We start from the raw sequence: 12,148 nt of genomic DNA on the forward strand, positions 1-12,148 counted from the left end.
AAAAACATGTTCCGGGTTCTCCTGTTCCTTCTTGTTTTGATTGCCGCGGCGTTTGGCCTAGCTTGGCTTATCGACAGGCCCGGCGAGATTGTGTTGAACTGGCAAGGCTACCGGATCGAAACTTCGGTTTTGGTCGGTCTCGGGATCATTCTGACCCTTGTCGCCATTATTCTGACGATCTGGAGCCTGTTGCGCTTTGCGTTTCGACTCCCGCCGACCCTGTCAGGTGCAAACCGGACGCGGCGCCGCGAAAAAGGCTATGCGGCTCTCTCGCGTGGCATCATCGCCGTCGGTTCGGGAGACGCCGTGCTGGCCCTCAAATCCGCCGCCGAAGCGCAAAGACATTTGCGCGACGAGCCTTTGGCATTGCTGTTGCGGGCCGAGGCTGCCCAACTTGCCGGCCACCATCATGCGGTGGAGGCGGCGTTCAGGGAAATGACCCAGCGCAACGACATGCGCCTCCTCGGCCTGCGTGGGCTGCATGCGCATGCCCACCGGCGGGGGGACGTCGACACCGCGCATCACTTTGCCAGCACCGCCCATGGCATCACAGCTTTACCGTGGACATCGAGCGCGGTTATCGAACGCCATGTGGCGGCCAAGGACTGGCAAGGCGCTCTTGCTGCGGTTGAACACAGCGGGGCGGCGAATTTCATCGGCAAATCAACGCGGGACCGCCAACGGGCCGTGCTCACGACAGCGATCGCCCTCGATAACGAGCTGACCGCGCCGGATGAGGCCCTGCGCTTGGCGCGCACGGCGATCAAACGCGCCCCCGATCTTGTGCCGGCCCTGGCCCTCGCAGCGCGGCTTTCGACTCGCCGTGGGGAGATCCGCAGGGCGACGAAAATGATCGAAGCGGCATGGCCAGTGGCGGCGCATCCGGATCTCGCAAAAATCTATCTCGATTTGCGTCCCGGCGACTCCAATGCCGACCGGCTCGCGCGAGCCCGTATCCTGTTCAAGCTTTCGCCCCGCGACCCTGAAAGCCGGGTGGTCCTCGCCAGCGCGGCGATTGCCGCCTGCGATTATCAGACCGCACGCGACACCATGCTGCCGTTGATCCAAGGGGCGGAGCGGCCGACGGCCCGCATGTGTCTCATCATGGCCGAACTCGAAGAGGCGGAGCATGGCGATTCCGGATATATCCGGGAATGGCTGGCGCGCGCGTCACGGGCGCCGCGCGATGCCATCTGGGTCGCCGACGGTGTCATGTCCCAGCAATGGCTGCCGGCATCACCGGTGACGCGGAAGCTTGATGCGTTTGTCTGGCGACGGCCCGACGAGCATCTGGGTGCGGATGGGGAGACGGACGAGGCGGTTTTCAGCTCGATTCCCGGCCCGAGCGAATCGCCCGCCCTGATCGAACAAATGGAAACGAAAGCCATTGCGCCGCCGGCGCCGGAAGAAAAATTCGTTCCGGTTGAAGCCGCAGCCGGGGAAAGTGCCAGTGAATCCAGCACGCCGGAGGGTGAGGTGGGCCAGCAGCCAGACGATCGGGACGCCGATGCCGCGCAGACCTCGAAACGCCGTGGTTTGTTTGGGAATTGATGCGGAACGCCAAAGGCATACCCAAACCAAAAAGCGTTGATATTGTCTGCCGACCTGACTAAGAGGGTACGCTTTCCGCCGTAGTTTCGGTCCAGGTTGCCGCCGCAATAGCTCAGCTGGTAGAGCACCTCATTCGTAATGAGGGGGTCGGGGGTTCGAATCCCTCTTGCGGCACCAATAAAATCAAATAGTTGGTGCGTTGTGAAGACCATTTAGGTTTGCTAGGCGCCTGCCAGCTTGCGCTCGTGCCGTTTATGCTCATGGGCCCGCTCGCACCCGAAACCTTTCGGCCAGTAAAGAAACGACTTCTCGGATGCGACAGCATGCGACTCGAGGCAATGGAACGGGCAACTCATCGAATGGAAAGCCGTGCTGCATGCTTTCTCCGGGTCGATCGAGAATGCTCGATGCCGGCCTGCATATCGTGGCAATCTAAAGCGATATTTCCAAAGTACAAATAAGACCCTGGGGCGTGAACTCCAGGCGGGCTGCGCCCAACTCGGCTTGAAGCGCACGTTCGATCAAAAGCGTGCCAAACCCTTGATGCCCCGGCGCCTTGACCGGAGGGCCTCCCGACTCCTGCCAACGGAATGTCAGCCGATCCGATGGGCTGCTTGGAATTCGTCCCCAACCGATATGCACGCGTCCAGTCGTTTTGGAAAGGGAACCATATTTGACCGCATTTGTCGCAAGTTCATGCAAAGCCAACGCAAGCGGCAACGATTTGGTTGTAGGCAGCCAAACATCGTCCGGGCCTTCGATAAGGAATTGTTGGCGATGCGTTTCATTGAACGGCTCAAGCACGCTATCCACCAAAGAGCGCAACGATGTTCGATTCCAACTCTCGGGGGTCAGCAGATCGTGAGCGCTCGCGAGCGCCTGTAGCCGGGCTGTAAATGCCGCACGTTCATCGGCGGAGGAACTGCGCAATGTCCGCATTGCGATAGCCTGTACGATGGCCAAAGTGTTCTTGATCCGATGCCTCATTTCATTGAGAAGAAGACTCTGCAGCTCTTGAGCACGTCTGCGCTCGGTAATGTCACGGGCTATTTTTGATGCGCCAATGATCCTGCCGTCCGCGTCCTTAACCGGCGATACTGTCAGTGAAATATCGACCAGACTGCCGTCCTTGCATCGGCGAACAGTTTCATAATGGTCGATACGCTCGCCACGCCGGATGCGAGCCAGGATTCCGGGTTCCTCATCAATGCGCTCGGGCGGGATGAGGATTGTGATCGGCTTGCCGATGATTTCTTCCGCGGTATAGCCGAAGAGGCGTTCCGCGCCGAGATTCCACGTGGTGATAATGCCGTCGACGTTCTTGCTTATGATCGCGTCATCGGAGCACTCGACGATCGCCGCAAGCCACTGCTCGGCCTCCGCGGCCTGTTTGCCATCTGTGGGGTCAACCATCATGTTCAAGAGCCCGATAATGCACCAACGCCTTGTAGAACGGAGTCATCTTATATGGCCTCCCACGATCCGGTGGGTATCCTTTTGGAAAAGACCATGCATTCCCGCTCGTTGGGCGCAAATTGTGGACTGTTTAAGCCGATACCGATCAACTCGCGCCACGTGTGGCTTTGGGTGAAGCGTCCGCTCATCGCGGTTATGTTGTCGGCCCTGCCCAAAATTGCAGCTTAACCAATCACCCGGAGTCATGGCAAATTAACACGGCCCGCGACGCAGACGAGGACCCGTCCGGGGTCGGAATCGATCGTCAAAGGATGATCGGCTCCGGGGAGTTTGGTCGGCTTGGCTGTCACGGTTTTGGGTTCCTTCAACTGCTGATAGCGCGCCCGCGCTACGATAAAGGATGGCGCAGGCTGGTTTCGAAATTTTGTGACTTACGAGGCCGATTTGCCGCCGTCGACAGACACGATTTGACCCGTGAGGAAAGATGCCTTGCCGGATGCGAGAAACACGATGACCTGGGCGATCTCGTCTGGTCGCCCTGCGCGTTTGAGCGGCACGCCCGAGATCAAGCCGGCCTTCCTGTCGGCGCTGCCGGTGACGCGGTTCAGCATTTCGGTTTCAACCGGACCGGGAGCAACGGCGTTCACGCGTACGCCGAACTCCGCGCTTTCAAGCGCCGCCGCCTTTGTCAGTCCTTCGACCGCATGCTTGCTGGCCGCGTAGAGGGATACGCCCGGCGCAGCCTTATGGCCCAAGGTCGACGAAAGGTTAATAATGTTGCCGTGCCTTTGGGCCTGCATCACGCGCAGCTCATGCTTCAAGCTGAGCACCGTACCGAGCACGTTTGTCTCGAACGTGGCCGCGTAGCTTTCGGCAGACTGCTCGATCACCGGCCCGGATTTGCCTTCGGTTCCAGCGTTGTTGACAGCCACGTCCAGGCGACCAAAGCGCTTGACGGTCTGGTCGACCAGGAAGCTGACCTCGTCCTCATGACGCACGTCGGCGCGGATAAACTCGGCTTCCGCGCCGAGCGCGCGTAACTCAGTCGCGAACGTCTTCCCGGCTTCGTCGCCGCGACCGGAGATGACGATGCGGGCGCCTTCGTGGGCGAAGGCGAGGGCGGTGGCGCGTCCGATGCCGGTAAGGGCGCCGGTGATCAGAACGACGGGGGTAGTCATGTGAATATTCCTTGTGAGATGCCCGAAAACTTAGTCGATACGGCTGTGCCGCAAGCCCCTACACCCGTCCAGATATAGTGTGCCGCGAAAGAGTTTTGATGGCAGCCATCTGAAATGCTGCTTCAAATATTGGACAACTCGGCTGTGTCAGGCGTCCGCAGGACTCCACATGGCGCCGGCGCCAATCTTCTTTGCTCTCTCTTCAAGGGCAATCGGTCCGCCCCTCTCCAGCGGTCGCAAATTGTGCCCCAACGCGGACTGGGCCATGACCGTCGCATCCGCCAGTTCGTGCATGTCGGCGGCTTCTTTCGACCGGCGCTCAAATTCGGACACAGGGAATATTGCGTCGCTCGCAAACCAGACGGCGCAATTCTGCTCAAATCATTTGCAACGACAAAGCGCTTCCGCCACGCCTCGCGCCGTTGATTGATCAGACACCGCTGCGAAATCACAAATTGGCTGGATCAACGAACTCAATTGGCGGCTTTAGGAGCTGCCAAGCGGGCGGCACGATAAAACGCCCAGAAGGTCCAAATTGCGCTAGCAAGATCCAGCAATCCGAAGATAACGAGCGTTGGGAGCCCGTAGGCTAGAGCGAGGACCGAAAACAATAACAGGGCCGCAACGCGGCCGAACGCCGAAATCCAGGCGAAGGCGAGCTGCTCATGCCGGGCGCAGTAGACGTAGTAAAAACCTATGCCGAGGATGAATCCCCCGGCCACCCGAACCCATGGCTCTTGCGTGGGGGGCAGCGCGAACGCGTGAAGAAACAAGCCTTGGGCGAGAAGAGCCCAGGCGCCGAGCGGCATCATGACGAAAAGGCCGTAAAAGAAAATCGTTCTCGCCGGTGCGCTCATCTTCTGCTCCATCAATCGCTGTGGGCACTCTCCGGCATTGTCGGACGCGGCCTTACACTGCGCCACATTCGCTTGGCGCGCAATTCCGAAGTGCAAGGCGCCCTGTCGATGGGCATCGGGCCAGTCTGATGCCCTTTTCAGAACCGGGCGTGTCGAATTCCCTGTCCGGCAACATCTGAAAACAAAAACCTGCCGGCTTTGTCATGTTGGCATATCGGACGTGAACTTCTCGGCGCGTTCCCGGAATGCCTTGAGCACACCTAACCGCTTTAAAATCGGCTTGTGCAAACCGGGTGCAAGCTCCACGAGTGCGAGCAACGGCCGTATTGGCCCCGATGAAACGAGCTGCTCCGACGAGCCCGTCTTGATTACCTTGAGCACGGCATTCGCGCACTTTTGCGGCGAGACCTCCTTGAGCATCCACGGCGCCTTCAGGCCCGCATTCGCCCACATACCGGTGTCACTCACGAAACCCGGACATACGGTGCCGAGGGTCACGCCGGTCCCATCGAGCTCGAGGTCGACCGACAGGCCGAGAGCCACGAGGCCTGCCTTGGTCGCGGAATAAATCGCGTCGTACGGCGCACAGGATTTTCCGGCCAGCGAGGAAACGTTGACGATCGCGCCGCGCCGGCGCTCCACCATGAGCGGCAGCACTATCTTGATGAGCCAGATAGGCGCGCTGAGGTTCGTGCGGATAACCGCGTCAACCTCCTCGAAGGAGGTGTTCTGCAGGCTCTTGGTGATTTCGATACCGGCGTTGTTCACAAGGATATCGATCGGACCGAGTTCGCGCTGCGCGGTCTCGACCAGCTTGCGCAGATCTTCACGCGAGGTAACGTCCGTAGGAACAGCGATCGCACGTACGCCGAGAGCCTCACACGCTCGCCGCGTTTCTTCGAGCTTCGCGGCATCGCGCGCGGCAAGGGTGAGATTGACGCCCTGCGCTGCCAGCGTCTTTGCAATGAAAGTGCCGATGCCCCGCGAGGCGCCGGTGACGATGGCGTGCGAACCGCGAATGTCTTTCATGCCGTTCCTCCCTCCCTAGCGTTTACGAGGAACCGATCCTATCACAAGCCTTTGCGCAATCCGCCGGTGGCGGAAAGATGCAATCCTATGAGATGCGCTGCCAATGGACCGCGACAACTATGCACGCGATCGACACAGTAAAACTCGCGGTCAAGGGGGTATGTCGGGAGCCGACACTTGGATACAAGCTGACCCTTCCGCGGATTTGCCTGGAATTGTGCTTTGGCTAAAGCTGAATTGCAGACTGCGGCTTGGCTCTTTGAAGCCGTCGAACTGCATAAAAAAATTGCTACAAATATCGCCAGCTGCTGTGGAATCATCTGATCGAAAAGGAAACGCTCAAGTTCAACGAGTTGGAGCATGTTCTGATCGAAAAAGTCGGTCAACTTTTTCGGAACATGCTCTAGCGCTCGCGAAACGCGCGGACGATCTGGTCGGTCAATGGCTTGGTAAAATAGGACAGCACATTTCGATCATAGGTTTTTGCAAATATTTCCGCCGGCATACCGGGCAGCAGTTTGACATTGCCAAGGCGTGCCACTTCGTTCGGCGTGATTGAAACCCGAACCGTGTAGAAATTCTGGCCGGTTCGCTGATCTGCGATCACATCAGCCGAGATGCGGCTGATTGTGCCTTGGATTTCAGGGGTTGTGCGTTGATTGAAAGCCGAGAACCGCAGGCTTGCAGCCTGTCCAATGTAAAGCTGGTCGATGTCTTGCGGCGAAATCTTTGCTTCCACCGAGAGTAGATCGGATTCGGGCACGATCATCATGACCGGATCTGCAGCGGTCACCACCTCACCGATCGTGTGAATCCCGAGTTGATGGACGATCCCATCTTGCGGGGCGCGTATATCGACATGCTTGAGCTGATCTTGGGCCGTCACCTTGCGCTCGATGAATTCACCGATCTTACCGTCCACCTCCCGAAGTTCCTTTGCAACCTCACTGCTCAAATCCTGATCGATCTGGATGATTTGCAGTTCGGTTTCGGAAATTTTCCCCTGTGCTTGTGCAGCCGAGGCGATGGACTGGGCGAGTTCCCCTTTGAGCCGAGCGGCCTCGCGCTCCAAAATCGTCAGCCTGTTGAGCTGAACGAGATTCTTTCCCCAAAGAACCCGGACACCGACCAGCTCGCGTTGGATCAGCTCGATTTCGTCGGTTTTTGCTTTTTGCAAGGCGTGGTAGCCACGCACTTCATCATCGAGCTGAGCGATTCGCTGGCGGAGTTGAGATTTTTGTCCCTGCCGAGCGGCACGTCGCAGATCAAACAGCTTGCGCTCGCTATCGATTGCGGCCGCAAGCTCAATCGATGGTACGCCGTTGGTCAATTCGCGAGGAACAACAAGTTCATCCGTTCCATCGCGCTCGCTGGCGAGCCTGGCCTTGCGGGCGCGCATCTCGTCGAGACCCTTGGTAACAATTGCCAAGCCAGCCTGGAGAACGGTCTCGTCCAGTCGTACGAGCGTGTCTCCACTGTGGACGCGGTCGCCCTCATGAACGAGGAGCTCTCCGACGAGCCCGCCTGTGAGATGCTGCACCTTTTTGACGTTGGAATCCACAACGACAAATCCCGAAGCCGTGACGGCCCCCGACAGTTCCGTCGTCGCCGCCCACCCGCCAATCCCAACCGTCAAGACGAGGGCAATGACCGTGCCTCCGGCAAGATGATTGCGAAGGGAGCGGCTCTCGCCATTCACTGAATCGCTGGTCATGTCGAGGCTGCATTTTGCGGAACCACTTTCAAAGGCGCCGAGGGAGCCGCCTCCCGTCGCGCCAGCCGCGCAAGCACCTCCTCTTTGGGGCCAAACGCCTGCTGTCTTCCATTGAGCATGGTCATCACATAGTCCACAGCGACGAGGGCGCTTGAGCGGTGTGCAACAACCACAATGATCCCGCCTCTCGAACGGACTCCCATGATCGCCCGCGTCAGAGCTTCTTCGCCTTCCGCGTCCAGATTCGAATTGGGTTCATCTAAGGCGACCAGGAAGGGATCGCCGTAGAGTGCGCGGGCAAGCGCCACGCGCTGTTTCTGGCCGGCCGAAAGCAAAGCGCCCTGCTCACCGATCTGCGTGTTGTATCCCTCCGGAAGATTGACGATCATAGGGTGAACGCCCGCCGCATGCGTGGCCGCCAGAACCGCCTCCATCGGCGGATCCGGTGCAAATCGCGCGATGTTCTCAGCGATGGTCCCTTCAAACAGTTCGACGTCCTGAGGCAAATATCCAATGTGTTTGCCAAGAGTCTCCGGTGACCATTGTTCGATGGCTGCCCCATCCAGACGCACGACACCGCGCGAGGAACGCCATGCCCCCACCAGCGCGCGAATCAGAGATGATTTTCCAGACGCGCTGGCACCGATGATGCCCAGCGCGCTGCCGGCCTGCAAAGAGAAGTTGACTTCCGCAACCAGCACTTTTTCGGTGGCCGGTGCCGTCACGGACAATTTCTCGACCGCAAGGGACCTGACCGGCGCCGGCAATTGGAGCTGAGCCGCAGGAGCCGGTAGAAGTGCAAGTAGTTTCTCGAGGCGCTGCCAGCTCTGTCGGGTGGCGATAAAGTTTTTCCAGTTCCCGATGGCAAGGTCGACTGGCGCCAGGGCGCGGCCCGTCAGAATTGAACTGGCAATGATGATTCCGCCAGTGGCCTCTTGATGAATAACGAGATAGGCGCCAACCGCCAGGACAGCGGACTGCAGGATCATGCGCAGCACGCGGCCGGTGACGCCAAATCCTCCCGATACGTCACTGGCAATCTTCTGCTGCTCCCGATATGCGCTTCCAAGCGTACTCCAACGGGCCAGCAAATGCGCCGACATCCCCATCGACACCAGAACTTCCGCATTGCGCCGGCTGGAATCCGCCAGCCGGTTGCGGGCAGCCGCATAGGCCGATGCCTTTTGTACCGATTGCCGCGACAACCGGTCGGTCAGCAGCGTCAATATGACCAGGACAAACACCCCGGCGAGCGCGGTCAAGCCAATCAACGGATGAAACGCGAAACAAATCGCAAGGTAAATCGGCAACCATGGCAGATCGAACAGAGCGGCCGGACCTGAACCGGAGAGCACCGAGCGAATCGTATCGAGATCACGGATCGGCTGCAATCCGTCTCCGCCACCACGGGTTCGAAGCGGCAGGCGCACCACCAGATCATAAATGCGGTCGCTCAGACGCCAGTCTATCTGATTGCCTATGCGAACCAGCATGCGCCCGCGCGTGATCTCCAGGACGCCCTGGAAGACAAACAGCGCAGCGGTAATGATCGCCAGACCGACCAGGGTGGGAACGCTGCGGCTCGGCAAAACGCGGTCATAGACCTCCAGCATGAAAAGCGAGCCGGTCAGGGTCAGCAGATTGATGAGTCCGCTGAATATGGCGATGCCAATCAAGGCGGAACGGCAGGATCCAAGTGCGCCGCTCAGCTCCGATTTTGCATCACCGGTTGCGGAGGAGCTAGCTGGCTGGGCGGGCCTCGTCACGAACGCTGTCTCCGGGGAAGAAAGTTTCGATTGTTGAAGCGGAACAGCGACGAACCGCTCGGAGAGGAAGCATTCACGTCGATGCTCCACCAAGGTGTCGTTGCTAAAGGCCGAAAATGACAGTTCGGCAAATGGGCTCATGCTCCTGACATGAAGGTGCCGGCGGGGAGCCGGCACCTTCGAAGTCACGTCCCATCTCCGCCGAGCCGATAGTTCGGCTCGATCAACGATTTACCGTTACACGAGATAATGATGGATCAGTTGGAGCTGGCCGCCCTCAAACTGCTCGGTAGGGACACCGGCGGTGAAGTGGGCTTGTGTATCGACCAGATAGACGTTTTCGCCTGCGTTGCCGAGGATATGCGACACGTCGACGATACCGGATGATTCCTCGTCCTGGGTAAGGAAGTTCGCACCGCCTGTCTGGAAGCGGCTCGCATCGTGTTCCGCGAGTTGCGAAAGCTGGTCCGTTGCGGGATCATATTGCCAAACCTTGCCAAGATGGGGGTTGTTTCCCACGTCCTCGCAAAGCGCGACCTTGCCCTGCGCATCCACAGTGATGTTGTCGAACATCTGCTGCCCTTCGGTACCATTGAGCAGCAGCTTGATGCTGCCGCCGGCCACCGGGTTGCTGGCGTCGTTGAAGTCCGCTGCCCAGAGCCGGCTCGGCGCGTTGAAGGCGTCGGTCGTCACGAAGTAGAAGCGGTTCGGATTGATCGTATCCCATGCGCCGTCTTCCGGACGAAGGAAGCTGGTTACGCCTGCCGCCTCGCTCGCCGCGTCGATTTGCGCACCGTTCAGACCGCTCACGTCGCCGAGATCGAGCATGGTGAAGGCGGACTTTTCGTCCGCGCCGAGCGGGGAAGGGGTGTTCGGCTCGTTATTAAGCGTCGCTCCTTCCAGTTCGGTAACGTGGATGCCGAACAGGTGGCCGCCGGTCAGGCCCGCCTGGTCAATCGCGTTGCCGGTTGCCTGTTTGTCACCGGCATAGAAGTAGACTTGACCATTCTGGCCGTCGTCCATCATAGCGACCACGGTCTTGTCGCCTGTGTGCCCATTGGCGACCACGTTCTCATAGGCCATGTTGCCGAGCCAGGCGAGTTCGTAGCTGTTGCCATCCTGCGCGCCGCCCACGATGTGAGCCATCGCTCGACCTTCGACGCCCGATTCCTCGCCGTTGAGGAACAAGCGGCCCCCATTGAAACCCAGTCCGGTGTCGGCGTTGTAAAATGCGCTGGGGTCCGCCAGATCAGCCGAACAGAAGCGGCTGAATGCGACGCCATTGCCGAGGGCGGCGCTGTGATCGAGATAGCCGTCGGTGGCCGCATCATATGTGAAGACGTGCTGGATGAGATCGTGGCCAGATTTTGCTTCAAGCGTTGTCTTGTCGAACACCCACTCGGAAACGAACGCGCCTGCCGCGCCATGCGCACGAACGGCACCAAGCGGCGTTGAACCCGAAGTGCCGATTTCATGATTCATCAGAACGGTAAAGGTGCCATCGCCATTGTCGAAAGCGCCGAGACCGTCGGGAATGCCGGCCATTTTGTAGCCGTTGACGCTGTCGCCCGCCGTGAGCAAAGATTCGGTATAGACATGCGAATCGCTGCTGAGCAGATATGGCGTCTGCGAACTGGAGGGTCCCTTGACCTCGTTCGAAATGACGAACTGGTTGGCATGAAGGTTTGAAACGCGGGTATCCTCGATGACGATCTTGTCGCCTCCGCCGAGGTTGATCAAGACATCATGTCCAACCTGATGCGCGGAACTGAGGAGCGCCTGAAACGACGCGACATGGAAATCGCGGATATCGAGCCGATCACCGGCTTGGAGATGCTCGATGGTATCGATGCCCATCCCTTTGCGGAACAGGAATTTGTCATTTCCTTCGCCGCCATCGAGTTGGTCGCGTCCGGCGCCCCCGTAGAGCAAATCCCTGACCTGGCCGCCGTGAAGATCGTCGTTGCCTTCACCGCCCACAAGCGCGTCATTGCCTTGATCGCCAAACAGCCGATCGTTGCCATCGCCGCCGTCGATCAGATCATCGCCATGACCGCCATGGACAGTGTCGTTGCCGCGGCCGGCAAAAATAGCGTCGTTTCCACGAAATCCGAAGATGGTGTCGTCGCGGTTCGTCCCGAGAATGTCATCATCGCCATTCGTTCCGTAAATTCTATTGTGAAACGCATTCCCGTGATGATGCTCGTGATTCCGCGATTCGTGTTGGTCATGACGTTCTGACATATGAAGCTCCCCGATGGACAAGTGATCCAACGGGACTTCGTTAAGCAAAGAGCTGTGACACGGGCACGACGCCCTACACATATGGATGCAACTTGCGTAGCCAGTTTCGCTTCATCGCTTGATTATATTGGCAAAAAGGAGGGCAGGCGGACTTCACGAAAAAGGGCGGCCACCAACGCCGCCACTTACGGGAGTAGGATTTGCGCAGACAAGGGTTTCTTCAGAACCTTCGGCCTCCTTTGGTCATGGAAAAGAGAAAAGGATCTCAAGGAATTCATTACATTCGCTGAAGAGCATTCCTGGACGCAAAAAGCCGAACCGAGCTTCCGTCCCAGTCCCGATTGGCGTCGCGGCGTTCTCCATCAGGGCAGCGGCGACTTTCCCCGCCAAATG

General features: G+C 58.8%; 11 protein-coding genes and 1 tRNA gene. 4 read left to right on the forward strand and 8 right to left on the reverse strand.

All coding sequences use genetic code 11. The features are described 5' to 3' along the window. The first annotated feature begins 6 nt into the window (after positions 1-6). Positions 7-1,551: a heme biosynthesis protein HemY gene (locus CU048_14410; GenBank protein QBR72272.1), complete on the forward strand. Its 1,545-nt coding sequence runs from the start codon at positions 7-9 to the stop codon at positions 1,549-1,551. Positions 1,552-1,652: 101 nt separating this feature from the next. Next, positions 1,653-1,728 (forward strand) — tRNA-Thr (locus CU048_14415). A 255-nt stretch (positions 1,729-1,983) separates the two neighbouring features. Here CU048_14415 and CU048_14420 read toward each other — a convergent pair. Then, a complete protein-coding gene (locus CU048_14420; GenBank protein ID QBR72273.1) occupies positions 1,984-2,967 on the reverse strand; it encodes a PAS domain S-box protein in 984 nt (327 codons plus the stop codon). A gap of 431 nt (positions 2,968-3,398) precedes the next feature. Continuing rightward, the gene (locus CU048_14425) at positions 3,399-4,145 is read right to left on the reverse strand and encodes an SDR family oxidoreductase (GenBank protein ID QBR72274.1); all 747 of its coding nucleotides are present in this window, start codon (positions 4,143-4,145) and stop codon (positions 3,399-3,401) included. Between the two features lie 114 nt (positions 4,146-4,259). On the opposite strand from CU048_14425, the gene CU048_14430 reads away from it, so the two are divergent. Continuing rightward, positions 4,260-4,571, forward strand: a complete 312-nt coding sequence (locus CU048_14430) for a hypothetical protein (GenBank protein ID QBR72275.1) — start codon at positions 4,260-4,262, stop codon at positions 4,569-4,571. A gap of 47 nt (positions 4,572-4,618) precedes the next feature. On the opposite strand, the gene CU048_14435 is transcribed toward CU048_14430, so the two are convergent. The 6 genes from CU048_14435 to CU048_14460 form a co-directional block, all read right to left on the reverse strand. Further along, the gene (locus tag CU048_14435) at positions 4,619-5,014 is read right to left on the reverse strand and encodes a hypothetical protein (protein QBR72276.1); all 396 of its coding nucleotides are present in this window, start codon (positions 5,012-5,014) and stop codon (positions 4,619-4,621) included. Between the two features lie 189 nt (positions 5,015-5,203). Next, positions 5,204-6,031: a hypothetical protein gene (locus tag CU048_14440; GenBank protein ID QBR72277.1), complete on the reverse strand. Its 828-nt coding sequence runs from the start codon at positions 6,029-6,031 to the stop codon at positions 5,204-5,206. A 41-nt stretch (positions 6,032-6,072) separates the two neighbouring features. Next, complete coding sequence (locus tag CU048_14445) at positions 6,073-6,417, reverse strand: hypothetical protein (protein ID QBR72278.1); 345 nt, start codon at positions 6,415-6,417, stop codon at positions 6,073-6,075. Between the two features lie 17 nt (positions 6,418-6,434). Further along, positions 6,435-7,745, reverse strand: a complete 1,311-nt coding sequence (locus CU048_14450; GenBank protein ID QBR72279.1) for an HlyD family type I secretion periplasmic adaptor subunit — start codon at positions 7,743-7,745, stop codon at positions 6,435-6,437. Beyond that, positions 7,742-9,652: a type I secretion system permease/ATPase gene (locus CU048_14455; protein QBR72280.1), complete on the reverse strand. Its 1,911-nt coding sequence runs from the start codon at positions 9,650-9,652 to the stop codon at positions 7,742-7,744. Before CU048_14455 ends, CU048_14450 begins: the two co-directional genes overlap by 4 nt. A gap of 96 nt (positions 9,653-9,748) precedes the next feature. Continuing rightward, positions 9,749-11,368 (reverse strand): hypothetical protein, encoded by a 1,620-nt coding sequence (locus tag CU048_14460; GenBank protein QBR72281.1) that lies wholly within the window; start codon positions 11,366-11,368, stop codon positions 9,749-9,751. On the opposite strand from CU048_14460, the gene CU048_14465 reads away from it, so the two are divergent. Then, positions 11,345-11,752 carry a hypothetical protein gene (locus tag CU048_14465; GenBank protein ID QBR72282.1) on the forward strand — a complete coding sequence of 136 codons (408 nt, stop codon included), beginning with the start codon at positions 11,345-11,347 and terminating at the stop codon, positions 11,750-11,752. The genes CU048_14460 and CU048_14465 overlap by 24 nt on opposite strands. Positions 11,753-12,148: the final 396 nt, after the last annotated feature.

This window comes from Beijerinckiaceae bacterium (assembly GCA_004564215.1).
In the GTDB taxonomy this organism is placed as follows: domain Bacteria; phylum Pseudomonadota; class Alphaproteobacteria; order Rhizobiales; family Beijerinckiaceae; genus Methylocapsa.

Coding starts and splice junctions, on each gene's coding strand:
- CU048_14410 (QBR72272.1), top strand. CDS start 7: ATGTTCCGGGTTCTCCTGTTCCTTCTTGTTTTGATTGCCGCGGCGTTT.
- CU048_14420 (QBR72273.1), bottom strand. CDS start 2,967: ATGATGGTTGACCCCACAGATGGCAAACAGGCCGCGGAGGCCGAGCAG.
- CU048_14425 (QBR72274.1), bottom strand. CDS start 4,145: ATGACTACCCCCGTCGTTCTGATCACCGGCGCCCTTACCGGCATCGGA.
- CU048_14430 (QBR72275.1), top strand. CDS start 4,260: ATGCTGCTTCAAATATTGGACAACTCGGCTGTGTCAGGCGTCCGCAGG.
- CU048_14435 (QBR72276.1), bottom strand. CDS start 5,014: ATGGAGCAGAAGATGAGCGCACCGGCGAGAACGATTTTCTTTTACGGC.
- CU048_14440 (QBR72277.1), bottom strand. CDS start 6,031: ATGAAAGACATTCGCGGTTCGCACGCCATCGTCACCGGCGCCTCGCGG.
- CU048_14450 (QBR72279.1), bottom strand. CDS start 7,745: ATGACCAGCGATTCAGTGAATGGCGAGAGCCGCTCCCTTCGCAATCAT.
- CU048_14455 (QBR72280.1), bottom strand. CDS start 9,652: ATGAGCCCATTTGCCGAACTGTCATTTTCGGCCTTTAGCAACGACACC.
- CU048_14465 (QBR72282.1), top strand. CDS start 11,345: ATGCTCGATGGTATCGATGCCCATCCCTTTGCGGAACAGGAATTTGTC.
- CU048_14460 (QBR72281.1), bottom strand. CDS start 11,368: ATGGGCATCGATACCATCGAGCATCTCCAAGCCGGTGATCGGCTCGAT.